The 15,005-nt window shown below is 65.6% G+C and carries 12 protein-coding genes and 1 pseudogene; 8 read left to right on the forward strand and 5 right to left on the reverse strand.

The features are described 5' to 3' along the window. Positions 1-12: 12 nt before the first annotated feature. The 3 genes from Q331_RS0115730 to Q331_RS0115740 form a co-directional block, all read right to left on the reverse strand. Positions 13-987, reverse strand: coding sequence for a Bug family tripartite tricarboxylate transporter substrate binding protein (locus Q331_RS0115730; protein WP_245615692.1), 975 nt, complete (start codon positions 985-987; stop codon positions 13-15). 75 nt (positions 988-1,062) lie between these two features. Beyond that, positions 1,063-2,466, reverse strand: a complete 1,404-nt coding sequence (locus Q331_RS22075) for an MmgE/PrpD family protein (RefSeq protein WP_084175097.1) — start codon at positions 2,464-2,466, stop codon at positions 1,063-1,065. Next, entirely contained in the window at positions 2,460-3,887 is a 1,428-nt protein-coding gene (locus Q331_RS0115740) for an FAD-dependent oxidoreductase (protein ID WP_245615694.1), read from the reverse strand. Before Q331_RS0115740 ends, Q331_RS22075 begins: the two co-directional genes overlap by 7 nt. 385 nt (positions 3,888-4,272) lie before the next feature. On the opposite strand from Q331_RS0115740, the gene Q331_RS22080 reads away from it, so the two are divergent. From Q331_RS22080 to Q331_RS0115760, 4 genes are all read left to right on the forward strand, one after another. Beyond that, positions 4,273-4,836, forward strand: a complete 564-nt coding sequence (locus tag Q331_RS22080) for a tripartite tricarboxylate transporter TctB family protein (protein WP_084175098.1) — start codon at positions 4,273-4,275, stop codon at positions 4,834-4,836. A gap of 72 nt (positions 4,837-4,908) precedes the next feature. Further along, positions 4,909-6,387, forward strand: coding sequence for a tripartite tricarboxylate transporter permease (locus Q331_RS0115750; RefSeq protein WP_210164974.1), 1,479 nt, complete (start codon positions 4,909-4,911; stop codon positions 6,385-6,387). Between the two features lie 66 nt (positions 6,388-6,453). Then, the gene (locus Q331_RS0115755) at positions 6,454-6,714 is read left to right on the forward strand and encodes a hypothetical protein (protein WP_026381466.1); all 261 of its coding nucleotides are present in this window, start codon (positions 6,454-6,456) and stop codon (positions 6,712-6,714) included. 2 nt (positions 6,715-6,716) lie between these two features. Beyond that, on the forward strand, positions 6,717-7,433 hold the full coding sequence (locus tag Q331_RS0115760; protein ID WP_051631247.1) for a fumarylacetoacetate hydrolase family protein: 717 nt from the start codon (positions 6,717-6,719) through the stop codon (positions 7,431-7,433). A gap of 567 nt (positions 7,434-8,000) precedes the next feature. Here Q331_RS0115760 and Q331_RS24200 read toward each other — a convergent pair. Next, a pseudogene (locus Q331_RS24200) lies at positions 8,001-8,132 on the reverse strand (IS481 family transposase); the annotation flags it as partial. Between the two features lie 445 nt (positions 8,133-8,577). Continuing rightward, positions 8,578-9,510, reverse strand: coding sequence for a LysR family transcriptional regulator (locus tag Q331_RS22085; RefSeq protein WP_051631248.1), 933 nt, complete (start codon positions 9,508-9,510; stop codon positions 8,578-8,580). A 133-nt stretch (positions 9,511-9,643) separates the two neighbouring features. Between Q331_RS22085 and Q331_RS0115770 the strand changes: the two genes are divergently transcribed. From Q331_RS0115770 to Q331_RS0115785, 4 genes are all read left to right on the forward strand, one after another. Next, the gene (locus Q331_RS0115770; protein WP_026381468.1) at positions 9,644-11,062 is read left to right on the forward strand and encodes a form I ribulose bisphosphate carboxylase large subunit; all 1,419 of its coding nucleotides are present in this window, start codon (positions 9,644-9,646) and stop codon (positions 11,060-11,062) included. Between the two features lie 42 nt (positions 11,063-11,104). Next, positions 11,105-11,464, forward strand: coding sequence for a ribulose bisphosphate carboxylase small subunit (locus tag Q331_RS0115775; protein WP_026381469.1), 360 nt, complete (start codon positions 11,105-11,107; stop codon positions 11,462-11,464). An 83-nt stretch (positions 11,465-11,547) separates the two neighbouring features. Then, the gene (locus Q331_RS0115780) at positions 11,548-12,360 is read left to right on the forward strand and encodes a CbbQ/NirQ/NorQ/GpvN family protein (RefSeq protein WP_026381470.1); all 813 of its coding nucleotides are present in this window, start codon (positions 11,548-11,550) and stop codon (positions 12,358-12,360) included. A gap of 35 nt (positions 12,361-12,395) precedes the next feature. Then, on the forward strand, positions 12,396-14,720 hold the full coding sequence (locus tag Q331_RS0115785; RefSeq protein ID WP_026381471.1) for a nitric oxide reductase activation protein NorD: 2,325 nt from the start codon (positions 12,396-12,398) through the stop codon (positions 14,718-14,720). Positions 14,721-15,005 lie beyond the last annotated feature (285 nt).

Raw genomic sequence — 15,005 nt, forward strand, 5'->3', positions numbered from 1 at the left:
GCTGCGCTGAGATCAGCGGCTGATCGGCTCGTCCGCGTTGGCGACGACCTCGGCCCATTTGGCGATGTCGTCGCGGACAAGCTGCTGGAACTCGGCCGCCGGCATCGACATCGGCTCCGAACCGCGGCCGCGGATCTGCTCTGCCACCGCCGGATCGCTCGTCATCTCCGACAGAGCCGCGTGAAGCTTTTCCACGATCGGCTCCGGCGTGCCCGCCGGCGCGAACAGGCCGAACCAGGTCACCACGCTGAAGTCGGGCAGGGCGGCTTCGGCAATGGTGGGCACATCCGGCAGGGCCGGTGAGCGCTCAGGCCCGGTCACGCCGAGCGGCCTCAGCGCGCCGTCCTGGATATGGGGCAGGGAAGAGGGGATGTTGTCGAACATGATCGGCACGCGGCCTGCCAGCAGGTCGACCATCGCCGGGCCGCTTCCCTGATAGGGGATATGCGTCATCGCAGCGCCGGCCTGCAGTTTGAAGAGTTCGCCCGATAGATGCAGGGTCCCGCCGATCCCGGAGGAGGCGAAATTCACCCCGCCTTCTTCGTTCTTGGCGTATGCGATGAGTTCCTCAACGCTCTCGGCCGGAATTGAGGGATGGACGACGAGGACGTTCATGCTGCCGGCGATCGGCGCCACCGCCACCAGATCCTTGGCCGGGTCGTAGGGCATGTCGGCGAAGATGCTCGGATTGATGCCGATATTGCCCGCCGCGCCGAGCAGCAGCGTCGTCCCGTCGGGGTCCGATTTGGCGACGACGTCGGAGCCGATGTTGCCGCCGCCGCCGGGCCTGTTCTCCACCACGACATTCGCATCGAGAGCGCGAGAGAGATAGTCGGCGGTGAGCCTGCCGAAATAATCCGTCGCGCCGCCGGCGGCGAAGGGAACGATGATGGTGACGTCCCCGTCCGGATAGTCCTGAGCCATCGCCGGGGCGTGGGCCAGTCCGAACGTGGCCACGAACGTGGCGAGTAGGCGCCTGAGCTTCATGTGATTTCCTTTCATGTGTCTCACTGGGCGACGTTCTGTCGGAGCGTTCGCGCAGCCATTCCGTCGACGGGCCCGTTAGGAGGGGGGGACCAGGCTTTCGTCGACGATGCGTCGCAACGGCGTATCCGGCGCTGCCGACATCAGGTGATCGAGAAGGCCGTCCGGGTCGGCCAGTCGAGGCGCCAGTCGGGCGCATTCTGAGAACTTGTTGGCAAAGGCGTCGTCGGTCAGCGGGGCCTCCGGCGCCCCTGGAGGGTGGCGCGAGGCCGCCTCGAAGGTGCGACCGTCTTTCGTGCGCAGGCGCACGCGCGCCGGGCTCTCCGCGGGATAGGAGGCGGAAAGGTCCTCCGCCTCGCGAATCTGCGTCCGTCCCGCGAGCGCGGCGAGCTCCGCATCCTCCCGGTGCCGGGCATCGAAATGCGCCAGGCCGACGGTGCCGTGGGTGGCGGTGACTGCCATGAGATAGGGGAAGGAAAGCTGCGCGATCTCGAACGTGTCCCAGGCCAGAGGCGCGTGCGCCATGGCTGCCGCATAGGTCTCCACCTCGATGCCGGCGATCTCCTTCGCGCCGACCTGCTGCTCCGCCACGATGCTGGCAAGCGCTTCGATGGCGGAATGCACATGGCGGCAGCAGGGATACGGTTTGAGGTAGCTGCGGCAGATCGCCGGCCGCTCGCCGCCGACCGGACGTTCCGCGTTTTCCGGGCCTAGGCCCGCAAAGGCAAAGAGAAGGCCGCGGGGCCCCTCGAGAACGGCCCTGGGTCCGACAGCGAGCTCCGTTGCCTCGGCGAAGGCAGCGTGCACGCCGCATCGTGCTGCATGCGCGGGATGCAGTTTCTTGACGTCGCCGCCGCCCGCCAGATAGGCGAAGGTCCCTGACGACGCGCTGCCGGCAAGTCCGAGCGCCCGCTCCATGCGCTGTGCGTCGAGGCCGAGGAGCCGCCCGGCCGCCCCCGCCGCCCCAAGGACCCCGGCGACCGGGGTCAGCTGGAAGCCGCGCCTCATGGCCTGGGGGTTCATGATCTCGGCGGCCGTGACGCAGATTTCGTAGCCGCCCATGATGGCATCGATCACCTCGCCGAGGCTCGCATTGTTGCGGTATCCGACCGCCAGCGCCGCAGGGACGACAGCGGCTCCCGGATGCACCGAGCCTTCCCGGTTGCCGTCATCGTATTCCAGCGCGTGGCAGGCGGCCGCCACGGCGTAGGCGGCAGAAGCTACGCCGCCGCGCAAGCCGGTGCCGATCACCGGCACGGCGTTCGCCGCTTCCACCCTGCCTTCCAGGGTTTGGGCGAGCTCCAGGCTTTTGGCCACGCGCGGGCTCGTGCTTCCGGCAAGGATGCATGCGATCCCGTCGAGGGCCTGCATCGTTGCCACGCGCCGGGCGGCGGGCTCCAGATCGCTGAGGCGTGCGACGGCCGCGAAGGTCGAAAGCCTTGAGGTAAGGCCAGCCGAAGAGGCGTCGGGGCGCATCAACATGCCTCCCGCCGCGTCTCGGCGGCAGCCGCCGCAGCGGCGCGCCCGGCGATGAGACCGAGCCCCAAAGCCGCCAGGAGACCATTGCCGGAGACATACCCCGTGCTGCCTTCTCGTCCGCTGATGCCGGCGGCGGCTCCGCCTCCGGCAAAGAGGCCGGGTATGGGGCGGCCCTGCGTGTTGAGGACGCGCGCATCGGCGTCCACCGCCAGCCCGCCCTGGGTGTGGAACAGCGCCGGCACGATCCGCGTTGCGCGTAGCTCTCCCCCGAGCGCTCCGTTGCCCCACGCCGTGCGGCCGAACCGGTCGGCCGCGGTGCCTTCGGCGGCCTGGCGCGCGGCGAGAAGCGTCGCCTCCAGCGCAGCCGCATCCAGCCCGAGGCGGGCGGCGAGCGTTGCGGCGTCCTCTGCGGCGAGGGCCCCGCCCATCTCCACGAGCTTGCCGAACTCCTCCTGGTTGGCCGCGACCGCCTCGCAGATGGCCGCGTCGTAGATCACGTAGAAGGGGCCGGACCGGAGAAACTCCTTTTCGGCGAAGGCGGAATACCCGATGGATTCGTCGGCAAAGCGCGCACCGGCGCTGTCGACGATGATGCCGCCCTTCTCCACCAGCGTCCATGTCACCAGGACGCCATGCGGATCGGCGAGGGAGGCGTGCCCCTGATAGGCGCCCAGATTGCCGGTTGCCGCGCCAAGAGGCAGCCCCCAGCGCAGAGCCTCGCCTTCCGAGGTGGGAGCGCCGGCATATTCCGCCTCGCCGGCGGCAGGACAATAGCGGCGCACCAGCTCCCGGTCGCTGCCAAAGCCGTTGACGGCGAGAATGGTCGCCTTGCCGGCGATCCTGACGCGCTCGCCTTGGTTGTTCTCCGTTTCGGCGCCGAGCACGGCGCCGTCGGCCACGATCAGGGAGGTCGCGGGATTGCCGAAGGCGACCGGAATGTCCCGTCGTTCCGCTTCGCGCAAGAGGCCGTCCATCAAGGTTACGCCGCGCTTGTCGGGCGGTGCGTGCAGGCGGTGGACGCTGTGCCCGACATGGCGATAGGTGTCGATCAGCTCCAGCTCGACGCGGGCGGTATCGGCCAGCCATTCGACGAGTTCGGCCGAGACCTCCGCCAGGCGCCGCGTCAGATGCGGCGCGTCGTGCTCGCCGCTGACGCGAAGCAGGTCCGCGGCAAACCGTTCGGCATCGTCGACGATGCCCTTCTCGGCCTGGAAGCGGGTGCCAGCGCCGGGTATGGAGCCGCTCGACCGGCTGGTGTTGCCTGCGATGGCGTTCCCCTTCTCCACGACGGCGACCTCCGCCCCCGCCTCATGCGCCGCGATGGCCGCGGCCAGTCCGCAACCGCCCGCGCCGATGACCAGTACGTCCACTTCCACATCTGCTTCGATGGGCATCGGAGCGTTGAGCCCTGTCGTTTCACTCAAGATGTTCTCCACGCCCGGTCGCGATCCATCCTGCGGAAGCTGGACAACCGAGTTGAACATGCGCGGCGGGGAAGGCTCTGCTCATTGATACTCTTTCTCGTTCATGCCTATGCCGGGGTCTTGCGCGCCTTCGCGCCCATCGGGAGAGGTCCCGGATGCATCTGGCGAAATCGTCGTGGCGCGCGGCTAAACTGTCAACACATTTCTCCGTCTGAGAGAAAAGCCGAAGCTGAATTGGGAAGAGCGGTGGCTGGAAGCTCGACAGGAAAAGCGATTCTTGCAGAAGTTGCTGCGGGGATGAGCTCTTTCGGGTCAAACTGTTGACATTAATTCATCGCTGTCGCAAGAGGGCGACAGGGGGGTGAGTAGGCGGAACAGCGCTGGTATGCGTGATCCGCGGTCGGCCGCCGGGCCTTTCCGCACCGGCAGTGCCGTGATTTGGATGGCGTTGCAGGAGTTCCCCCGCATGACGCAGCGGTGCGATCGAAACGCGTTGCCTGAAGCCGCGGTCTCGTTGGCGCTCATGGCAGGCGCCGGGTGGGCCATGTGGCAGGCCTGGGGCTACGGCACCGGCAGTTTTCGCATGCCCGGGCCTGGCGGATATCCCTTTGTGCTTTCGGCGGGGCTTTTTGCGGCTGCGGCCCTCGCGCTGCTGTCGCCGCTCGTTCAGCTCGCCCGATCCCGACGTTCGGGTGAAACGCGCCGAACCCACCCGGCCGACAGCGGCGCTCCTGAACGCAAGCATTACGCCGCCATGCTTGTGGTCGTGCTGGTGGCTTGGGTGTTCCTGTTCCGCGAGGTCGGCTTTGCTGTCGCATCGGTGGCGTGCGTGGCTCTCGTCTGCTTGATCGGCGGGCAGAGGTCGCTTTTCCGGGCGATCCTCTTCGCCTGCATCCTGACCGCGATCTGCTATCTGCTTTTCGTCGTCCTGCTCGGCCTGCCGCTTTGACGCCGCCGCGCTGCCCCGCCATCCCGGACAACAGAAGCAAGCGCAAAGATGGATAACATCGTCCAGGGTTTCATGATGGCGCTCGGCCCCGAGCAACTGCTTTTCTGCTTTCTCGGGGTCCTCCTGGGCACGCTTGTCGGAACATTGCCGGGTATCGGCGCCGCCGCCTGCATCTCCATCGTCCTGCCGATGACCTTCGGGCTCGACGGACTGACTGCCCTGATCATGCTGTCGGGAATCTTCTATGGCTCCCAATATGGCAGCTCGACCGCCGCCATCCTGCTCAACATACCCGGCACGTCGACGGCGGCGGTGACCTGTCTCGACGGTTACCCCTTGGCGCAGAAGGGCAAGGCCGGCACGGCTCTCCTCGTCACGACGATCGCTTCCTTCGTCGGTGGCAGCATAGCGATTGTCCTGCTCATGGCGGTGTCGCCGGTGCTGGCGAATGTGGCGCTGCGCTTCGGCTCGGCGGAGTATTTCGCCGTCATGGTCCTCGGTCTTGTCGCGGCTCTCTCCATGGGATCTGGCAGCGCGGCCAAGGGCGCGGCGATGACCTTTTTCGGGCTTCTGCTCGGCACTTTCGGCATGGACATGACCACGGGCGCGATGCGCTACACCTTCGGCTTTCCGGAGATGACCGAGGGGATCGGTATCCTCGTCCTCACGATGGGTCTGTTTGGAATTTCCGAACTGCTGGAGAATGTCAGCCGCCGCCATGCGCCTTCCGCGCCAGCCGAATCCTACCGGCTGCGTGCCATGTTGCCCGACCGTCAGGAAAGGCGGCAAATGTACGGTCCGTGCGTGCGGGGAACGGCGGTCGGTTCGCTCATCGGGGCGCTTCCAGGCGCCGGACCGACCGTCGCGGCCTTCCTCGCCTATTCGCTGGAGCAGAAGATTTCGCGCACCCCCGAAAAGTTCGGCAAGGGCGCGATTGAGGGCGTCACGGCACCCGAGGCGGCCAACAACGCTGCCGTCCAATCGGCCTTCATCCCGACGCTGAGCCTGGGCATCCCCGGCGATGCGGTCATGGCCATTCTTCTTGCCGCCATGACCCTGCACGGGATCATACCGGGGTCGCAGTTCATGACCTCGCAGCCCGACTTTTTCTGGGGCCTGATCGCGAGCTTCTGGATTGGCAACGTGATACTGCTCGCACTCAACGTCCCCTTTATCGGGCTGTGGGCTCGCATCACGCGCGTGCCTCATCATTATCTTTCGGGCGTCATCGCCATCTTCATTCTCCTTGGCGTCTATAGCGCCCGCAACAGCCTCTTCGACGTCCTGCTGGCGATCCTCATCGGGGTCGTGGGCTGGGGCCTGACGCGCAATCGCTATCCGCTGGCGCCGCTGATTCTCGGCTTCGTCCTCGGTCCCTTGCTGGAGGAGCATTTCCGGCGCGTCATGCTGATCTCGCGTGGAGACCTCACGGCCCTTTGGGGGAGCGAACTTTCTCTGGGACTTCTTTTGACGGCAGCGGGCTTGGCTTTGGTGACCGCATGGCGTCAGCTGCGCCCTCGTCGCCGGTCTGCCTCACCGGTTGCCCCGTAGCGCCGGCAACTTGCTCCGCGCGACGCCGATCCGCAGAGCCGCCAAGGCAGGCTTCTGTGCGCCCAGATGCAATCGATCGTGGAGGTGATGAGTGAGCACCAGGCGACCATCAACGCCAGGGATGTCGGCTTCAAGGGCGTGGTCATCGGCCAGTTGCTGGTCTCCATCATCGGCGTCGGCGCGCTGTTCTCGCTTTACCAGCAGAATCTCCTGATGGCTCACTTCTGGGCGGGCATCGTCCTCCTGTTCACCTTTGCCTTGACCATGGCGGACCTGATCGGGCGGCTGGAAAGGCGCATCGAATACGAGGCACATGTGAGGAGCTGACAATGAGCGAAAGCGCACTGAGCGCCAATCCGACCGCCGGTTTCGTGATTGCCCCCAACCCGGTCCCGACCCTGCCGGTCGAAGGCACGAGCGAGCTTTTTCCGGTCAACCGCATCTTCTGCATCGGCCGCAACTACGCCGCCCATGCCGTGGAGATGGGACACGACCCCGACAAGGAGCCGCCCTTCTTCTTCGTCAAGCACGGCGCGGCGCTCATCACCGACGGAACCTTCCCCTATCCTGCCTTATCCTCCGACGTGCATCACGAGGTGGAAATGGTCGTCGCGCTGTCCAAGGGCGGCGCCGATATCGCCGTTGAGGACGCTCTCCAGCATGTCTATGGCTACGGCGTTGGGCTCGACATGACCCGTCGCGACCTCCAGGGCGAGGCCAAGAAGCTCGGCCGCCCCTGGGAGGTGGGCAAGAGCTTCGAAGCGTCGGCGCCCTGCGGCCCGCTCGTCCCCGCCAGCCGCATCGGCCACCCGGACCGCGGCAAGGTGGAGCTCAAGGTCAACGGCGAGACGCGGCAGGAAGGCGACCTCAACCAGATGCTCTGGAAGGTGCCGGAGATGATCTCGATCCTTTCGCGCTTCTTCACGCTTCAGCCCGGTGATCTCATCATGAGCGGCACCCCCTCCGGCGTCGGCGCCGTGGAGCGCGGCGACACGATGCTGGCAAGCATCGAAGGCGTGGGCGAAATCACCGTGAAGGTCGTCTGACGGCCGGCCCCAAGCGGCACGCCGCTGGCGCTAAGCCTGCCTCGACATCTCGGCGGCTTCGCCATCCCGTCTCGGCGCCGGCCTCGGTCGGGCGCCCTTCGTGCTCGGCTCCCGATTGCGACGGCCGTCCTCGCCGGCGTCGTCTGCAAGGTGCGCCGGTGCGTGGCGGTCGGCGCCTCCAAAATGGAAGGCCTCCGTCTGCAATAAAATGGCTCCGCCTGCCAATCTTGGTCGGACCTGGAGAAGAATTGCGTCGGATCGAGCAGGCCGGTGCAAGGAGGAGGGGATTTATTCATTATTGTCAACATAATGTGCGATACCGAAAAGTGTAGTTCATATATACATGTATCTTTTATGCGAGGATATATGCAACATATCTGTGTATTTCAAGAATGGATAAGTATTGTGAGGCCCTGGCAAATTTGAAAAGGCACGCCGACGCGTCTTGCCCCCACCGTCGCCGAGGAGGTGTGTGAGACTGCGCCGCTCGTACCGGGTCGCGCTGTCGATGCTTGCCCACACGAACGGGCGATCGCCGGACCGGGGAATCAGTCTCGGTATTGCTTGGCCACGCCGCCGGCACGCCTCGGCGACGTTCCCGAGCTCCCTGGCCATTTCCAGCACGCTCAGACGCTGCTGAGCCACCTTGCTCGCGGCATCCTGCAGCGTCGCCTTCTTCGCTGTCGATGATTGTCCCATGCGGCGATCCTCCTTGCCCAAAATAGCATGGCAAGAAGGTTAGGTGGACAGACAATGGAATTGTGGCGGCACGCCCGAAACCAATGTTCCTCAATGATATCAATGTATTGTGTGTTTGACGCGGCTGCGGGCCTGGTCGGCGGCGCAACTGGGGGACGATGCTTGCTGCCCTGATTTTCGACCCCGAGGGCACCTTGTCGAAAACCGAGGAGCTGCACCGAAAGGCCTTCAACGAGACTTTTGCCGCGGCGGGCTGCCTTGGTCGTGGAGCCGGCTGCTCGACCGCGAGCTTCTCGCCGTCGCCGGCGCCTGCGACGAGGAGCGGCTTGCCCATTTCGTCTCGGCCCATCCGCCCTCCTCGGCCGGTGAAGTCGACATCGCCACCGTGGTGACGCCGAGCCTCTACGCCGAGCATGAGGATTTCAGCGGCGCGCTAGCCGGGGCGTCAACCGAGCGGGCTCGAAACGAGAGGGGGCGGCGGAGAGGCCGGAGCCTCTGAGACGCCATTCAGAAACTCCACGAAGGCCTCAGCCACACGCGGCAGCGTCTTGCCCTTCAGCCATACCGCGTTCCAGCGCCTGCTTAGCGGAAAGCCTTCCACGTCAAGCAGTGCGAGGCGTCCGCTGGACAACTCCAGGCGCATGCTTGCCAGCGGCAGCACGGAAACGCCGAGATCGGCCATCACCGCCTGCTTGATCGCCTCGGTGCTGCCGAGCTCCATATAGGGCGTGATGCTCACGCCATGCTCGGCCAGATAGCGATCGAACGCCGATCGCGTTCCGGAGCCGGCCTCGCGCACCAGCCAGCGTTCCTTGACGATCTGTGCAGGTGCGATGCCACGCCCCGCAGCCATCGGGTGGCGCGGATGGGCCGCGACGACGATGAGGTTCTCCAGGAACGGACGCACTTCCACCGCAAGGTCGTCAGGCACCTTTCCCATGATAACGAAGTCGTCCTCATTGGCGACGAGCCGCTCAAGCAGGCGCTCGCGGTTGGTGACGATCAGACTGGGAACCACGGCCGGGTGATCGGCGATGAAGGCGCCCAAGAGGTGCGGAAGGAAGTATTTGGCGCTGGTGACGACGGAAAGCCGCAGCGGGCCAGCCATCGTGTCGGCGAGCGTCTCAAGCGACCGCTCCAGCGCTTGCAGGCGGCCGAGGATATCGGCACTGGCGGCGCGCACTTCCTGCCCGGCCGCGGTAAGGAAGAAGCGCTTGCCGATATGCTCGAACAGTTTGGCGCCGACATTGTCTTCCAGCCGCCTGAGCTGGATGGAGACCGCCGGCTGCGTCAGATGCAATTCCTCCGCAGCGCGGGTGAAATGGCCGTGCCGCGCCACGGCCTCGAACAGGCGAAGTTGCTGCAATGTGAGATGCATGGCCCCGTTTCTATCATAATAAAAAGTAAATCATTACCATTGAAACAATTAATTTTTGTTTATGCAAGCGAGCGCCTATTTGCCGGTCGTGACCGACCTCACCTGGAGGGATCGGCAGCAAAGGGGGCATCTAATGCTAAAAAGCTATCAAGCAGGCGTGCGCGAATATCGGGAGACCTATTGGGATCCCTATTACACGCCCAAGGACAGCGACATCCTGGCGGCGTTCAAGATCGTCCCGCAACCGGGCGTGCCGCGCGAGGAGGCCGCTGCCGCGGTGTGCGCGGAATCGTCCACCGCCACCTGGACCACGGTGTGGACCGACCTGCTCACCGACCTCGACTATTATAAGGGCCGCGCCTATGCGATCGAGGACGTGCCCGGCGACGATGAAGCTTTCTACGCTTTCATCGCCTATCCGATGGGCCTTTTCGAGGAAGGCTCGATCGTCAACGTCTTCACCTCGCTCGTCGGCAACGTCTTCGGCTTCAAGGCGGTGCGTGCGCTCAGGCTGGAGGATGTGCGCTTTCCGCTCTGGTTCGTGACCACCTGCGACGGTCCGCCCCACGGCATCCGGGTGGAGCGCGACAAGCTCGACAAATACGGCCGTCCGCTGCTCGGTTGCACCATCAAGCCCAAGCTCGGCCTGTCGGCGAAGAATTACGGCCGCGCCGTTTACGAATGCCTGCGCGGCGGGCTCGACTTCACCAAGGATGACGAGAACGTCAACTCGCAGCCCTTCATGCGTTGGCGCGACCGGTTCGAGTTCTGCCAGGAGGCGATCGAGAAGGCCGAGGAGGAGACCGGCGAGCGCAAGGGCCACTATCTCAACGTCACCGCGCCGAATATGGAGGAGATCTACCGCCGCGCCGAGTTCGCCAAGGAAATCGGCTCGCCGATCATCATGAGCGATTATCTCACCATCGGTTGGGCGGCGCATTCAAGCCTGTCGCGCTGGTGCCGCGACAACGGCATGCTCTTGCACGTGCACCGCGCCATGCACGGCGTCATCGACCGCAATCCGCGCCACGGCATCAATTTCCGCGTGCTGGCGAAGCTCTTGCGCCTGCTGGGCGGCGACCACCTGCATTCCGGCACGGTGGTCGGCAAGCTGGAAGGCGACCGCGAGGCGACGCTTGGCTGGGTCGACTTGATGCGCGAGCGCCACGTTGAGGAAGATCGCAGCCGCGGCCTCTTCTTCGATCAGCCATGGGGGCAAATGGCGCCGGTGATGCCGGTCGCCTCCGGCGGCATCCATGTCTGGCACATGCCCGCGCTCCTGTCGATCTTCGGCGACGATGCGGTGTTCCAGTTCGGCGGCGGCACGCTCGGCCATCCCTGGGGCAACGCCGCCGGTGCAGCCGCCAACCGCGTCGCGCTGGAAGCCTGCGTTCAGGCGCGTAACGATGGCCGCGAGGTGGAGCGCGAGGGCAAGGACATTCTCACCGCTGCCGCCAAGACCAGTTCCGAACTGAAGATGGCGATGGAGACCTGGCGCGAGGTCCGGTTCGAGTTCGACGTCGTCGATAAGCTCGACGCACCGCACCGCTGAGCCGCCTGTCTCACCTGCAACGCCAAATCTGGACCGATCACCATGACCGAGATGAAAGACTATTCCTCGCGTATCTCCGACCCGAACAGCCGCAGGCTGGGGACCTTCTCCTACCTGCCGCCGATGGATGCGGAAGCCCTGCGCAAGCAGATCAACTACATCGTGGAGCGCGGTTGGACCCCGGCCATCGAGCACACCGAGCCGAGCCACGCCACAGGCCATTATTGGTATATGTGGAAGCTGCCGATGTTCGGCGAGACGGATATCGAGCGTGTCCTTGACGAGATCGAGGCCTGCCGCGCCGCCAATCCGGGCCATCACATACGCCTCATCGGCTACGACAACATCGCCCAGACGCAAGGCACCTCCATGGTGGTGCATCGCGCTCCCATCAACGTCTGACGACAGGCGGCCGGCGTCCGCGCAGCCACATCGCCCGGCTGCGTTCTCCGCCGGCCGCCTGCCGGCCACACAGGACAGATGCGATGAACGAGATCCAAAGCACCCCCTACCGGGTCGCAGCCCAGCCCTATTATCGTCCCCTCGCCAACGAGGTCGACCTCTACGAGGCCGCCTATGCGGTGCGCATGCCGGTCATGCTGAAAGGGCCGACCGGCTGCGGCAAGTCGCGCTTTGTGGAGTATATGGCGTGGAAGCTGCAACGGCCGCTGATCACGGTCGCCTGCAACGAAGACATGACCGCGGCCGATCTCGTCGGCAGGTTCCTCATCGACATCAACGGCACCGTCTGGCGCGACGGGCCGCTGACGCTGGCGGCGCGAATCGGCGCGATCTGCTATCTCGACGAGGTCGTGGAGGCGCGGCAGGACACCGTCGTCGTCATCCATTCGCTCACCGATCATCGCCGGACCTTGCCGCTGGAGAAGAAGGGCGAGGTCGTGGAGGCGCATCCGGACTTCCAGGTCGTCATCAGCTACAATCCCGGCTACCAGAGCCTGACCAAGGACCTGAAGCCTTCGACCCGCCAGCGGTTCGGCGCCATGGTGTTCGACTTTCCCGCGGCGGAGACGGAAGTGGAGATCGTCGCCCATGAGGCCGGTGTCGAAGCGCAGACGGCGGCAAAGCTGGTGGAGGTGGCGCAGCGCAGCCGCAACCTGCGCGGCCACGGCCTCGATGAAGGCATTTCCACCCGTCTTCTCGTCTATGCAGGCCGGCTGATCGCCATGGGCATTCCCGCAAGCGACGCCTGCCGCATGGCGCTGGTGCGTCCGATCACCGACGACCCGGACATGCAGGACACGCTCGATGCGGCGATCGACACCTTCTTCGGTGTGTAGGCGCCCATGACACCGGATGGCAAAAGACGATCAGCATGAGCACCCAAGCGCAGGCGTATCAAGCCGAGCTCGTTGCCACCCTGCCTGAGCTCGCCGATCTGGCTGCGGCCACCTACAGCGACGCGGTGCGGCAATTGTCGCCGGCCGCGCTGGAGGATCTCTTCGAAGGGGCGTGCGGCCTCGCCCGGCTCGGCAAAGGCAGCGCCGTCGTTGCCGCCTATCTCGGCGCCATGCCGACGGTGGCGCAAGAGTGCGGCGAGGGGGCGATCCGCGATTGCCGGCTTGCCGTGATGAAGCTCGCCTCCATGACCTCCGGCGAGGTTCTGACGCTCGTTTTTCGCAGCCTTGCCATCGCCGCCAGCCGAATGAGCGACGCCGCCCTGCTGACGGTCTATCTGCAGCTTCTGCACCGGCTGGCCGCTCGCGCGCCGCGCGGGCTGCGGCCTATGCTCGGTCATATCGACGAACTGCTCGGCAAGCTGACGCTGTCGGGGCTGCGTGCCTGGACGGAGTTCGGCGCGGAGGCCCATCACCGGGATGTCGCGGCCCAGACCAGCTATTTCGGGCTCCAGTCGCAGGAAAGTCGCGCCGTCTTGGAACGCGAACGGCGCGGCACCTTGTTCGTGGACAGCCATAGGAGGCTCTCTGCCTATCTGCGAGCTTTCTGGGGGCGCGATTTCGCGCTGCGGCCGACCATTTCCCACGAGGGTGGGCCGTCTTGCTTCATCGAGGCGGGGCGGTTGCATCTGCCCGACGCCACCGATGCCCACGGCGCCGTCTGCGGCCTCGACACCTACCGCGCCATGGCTGCGCATATGGCGGCCCACCTCGTCTCCACCAAGCGGCCGCCGTCTGGCGAGGGATTGTCGCCGGCGGAACGTTTCCTCATCGGTTTCCTGGAGGACGCGCGCGTGGAGCACCTGGCTGCCTGCCGCTTTCCCGGTATGCGCCGGCTATGGCGGGCTCTGATGCCGACCGAACTCGCCGATCCTCCGCCCCACCCCACGGTCGGGCTCCTGGAACGGTTGGCGATGGCGCTGCTGGAACCGGGGGCCCGGACCGGCGATGCTGAACTCGACGCCTTCGCCGAAGGCTTTCACGCCCAGATCGGTGCCGATGAGCCGGGGCTTTCCTTCATGCTCGGGCGGTCGCTGGCCGACAAGCTCACGGCACGCAAAGCGATGCCGAGCCTGCGTATGCTGGAGCGCCTGCGTCTGCCATGGCGCGACGACAATCGCTTCCTGTGGGAGCCGGAGCATTTCGAACGCCTCGACCAATTCGGTGGGGAGCCGGACCCCGAAGCGTCCATCCGCCGCCGGGTCGGACTGATGGAATTCATCAACGAGATCGACGTGGAGAATGCCGGCGAGGATGCGCAGGAGGTCTGGGTGCTCGGCTCGGAGCTTTTTCCTTACGAGGATGAGGGCGTCTCCTACAATCAGCGCGAGGGACGGCCGCAGGTCTCCGCGCCGGTGCACTATCCAGAATGGGACTACCAGATGCAGCTCGCCCGTCCGAACTGGACGACCCTGCGTGAGCATGCTGCGAGCCGGGGAGCCCCCGCCGTGATCGACCAGATGCTGGCAGAGCAAAAAGCCATCGGCCAGCGCATCCGCCGCATCGTCGACCAGCTTCGCCCGCAGGGCCTTGAGCGCGTGCGCCGGTTGGAGGACGGCGATGAGCTCGATCTCGGCGCCGCCGTCGACGCCATGGTGATGCTGCGTCTCGGGCGGCAGCCGGATGCCCGCATCACCATGCGCAATCTCATTCGCCGCCGCGATCTGGCAGCTTTGATCCTGATCGACCTTTCTCAATCGACCAATGAGGTGGTGCATGGCTCGACCCGCACGGTGATCGATCTCACCCGCGAGGCCTGCGCGCTGCTGGCCACCGCCATCTCCGGCATCGGCGATCCCTTCGCCATCCACGGCTTCGCCTCCAACGGCCGCCAAGATGTGCGCTACGTCCGCTTCAAGGACTTCGACCAGCGCTTCGATGCCGACGTCAAGGCCAGGCTTGCCGGCATGTCGGGCGGATTGTCGACGCGAATGGGCGCGGCGATGCGGCATGCCGGCCGCTACCTGGCGCAGCGGCGGGAGAGCCATCGGCTGTTGCTGATGATTACCGACGGCGCACCCGCCGATATCGACGAACGCGATCCGCAGCATTTGCGCATGGACACCAAGAAGGCGGTGGAAGACCTGCGCGCGGAGGGCGTGCGCACCTATTGCCTCAGCCTCGACCCGCTGGCCGATCGATATGTGGAGCGCATCTTCGGTGCCGGTGAGTTCGCAGTGATCGACCATGTCCGCCGCCTGCCCGAACGGCTGCCAACGCTCTTCGGTAGCCTGACGCGCTGACGCGACGGCTTGCGATGCCGTGCCATCATCCGGGAGCGAGGATGAAGACGCGGCAGACGGAGCCGGTGAGACCTCATCGCGCTTCGCCGGTGGGGAGGCGTGTCGCCTCGCGCGTCCGTCCGGCCGCGCTCATAGGCTTCGGCAAGGCCGCGTTCACGCAGGGTGGATTCGGCTCGCACGTTCTGCTGAGCGAACTGCTGAAAGAGCATGAAGTAGTCGGGCGCCACCACCGCCGGATGAGCGCCTTGCGCTTCGGCCCTTCGGTTGCGCGAAAGTAAAGGCACC

The sequence above is a fragment of the Afifella pfennigii DSM 17143 genome (genome assembly GCF_000688515.1).
Taxonomy (GTDB): Bacteria; Pseudomonadota; Alphaproteobacteria; order Rhizobiales; family Afifellaceae; genus Afifella; species Afifella pfennigii.

Coding starts and splice junctions, on each gene's coding strand:
- Q331_RS0115730 (WP_245615692.1), bottom strand. CDS start 987: ATGAAGCTCAGGCGCCTACTCGCCACGTTCGTGGCCACGTTCGGACTG.
- Q331_RS22075 (WP_084175097.1), bottom strand. CDS start 2,466: ATGTTGATGCGCCCCGACGCCTCTTCGGCTGGCCTTACCTCAAGGCTT.
- Q331_RS22080 (WP_084175098.1), top strand. CDS start 4,273: ATGCGTGATCCGCGGTCGGCCGCCGGGCCTTTCCGCACCGGCAGTGCC.
- Q331_RS0115750 (WP_210164974.1), top strand. CDS start 4,909: ATGATGGCGCTCGGCCCCGAGCAACTGCTTTTCTGCTTTCTCGGGGTC.
- Q331_RS0115755 (WP_026381466.1), top strand. CDS start 6,454: ATGCAATCGATCGTGGAGGTGATGAGTGAGCACCAGGCGACCATCAAC.
- Q331_RS0115760 (WP_051631247.1), top strand. CDS start 6,717: ATGAGCGAAAGCGCACTGAGCGCCAATCCGACCGCCGGTTTCGTGATT.
- Q331_RS22085 (WP_051631248.1), bottom strand. CDS start 9,510: ATGCATCTCACATTGCAGCAACTTCGCCTGTTCGAGGCCGTGGCGCGG.
- Q331_RS0115770 (WP_026381468.1), top strand. CDS start 9,644: ATGCTAAAAAGCTATCAAGCAGGCGTGCGCGAATATCGGGAGACCTAT.
- Q331_RS0115775 (WP_026381469.1), top strand. CDS start 11,105: ATGACCGAGATGAAAGACTATTCCTCGCGTATCTCCGACCCGAACAGC.
- Q331_RS0115780 (WP_026381470.1), top strand. CDS start 11,548: ATGAACGAGATCCAAAGCACCCCCTACCGGGTCGCAGCCCAGCCCTAT.
- Q331_RS0115785 (WP_026381471.1), top strand. CDS start 12,396: ATGAGCACCCAAGCGCAGGCGTATCAAGCCGAGCTCGTTGCCACCCTG.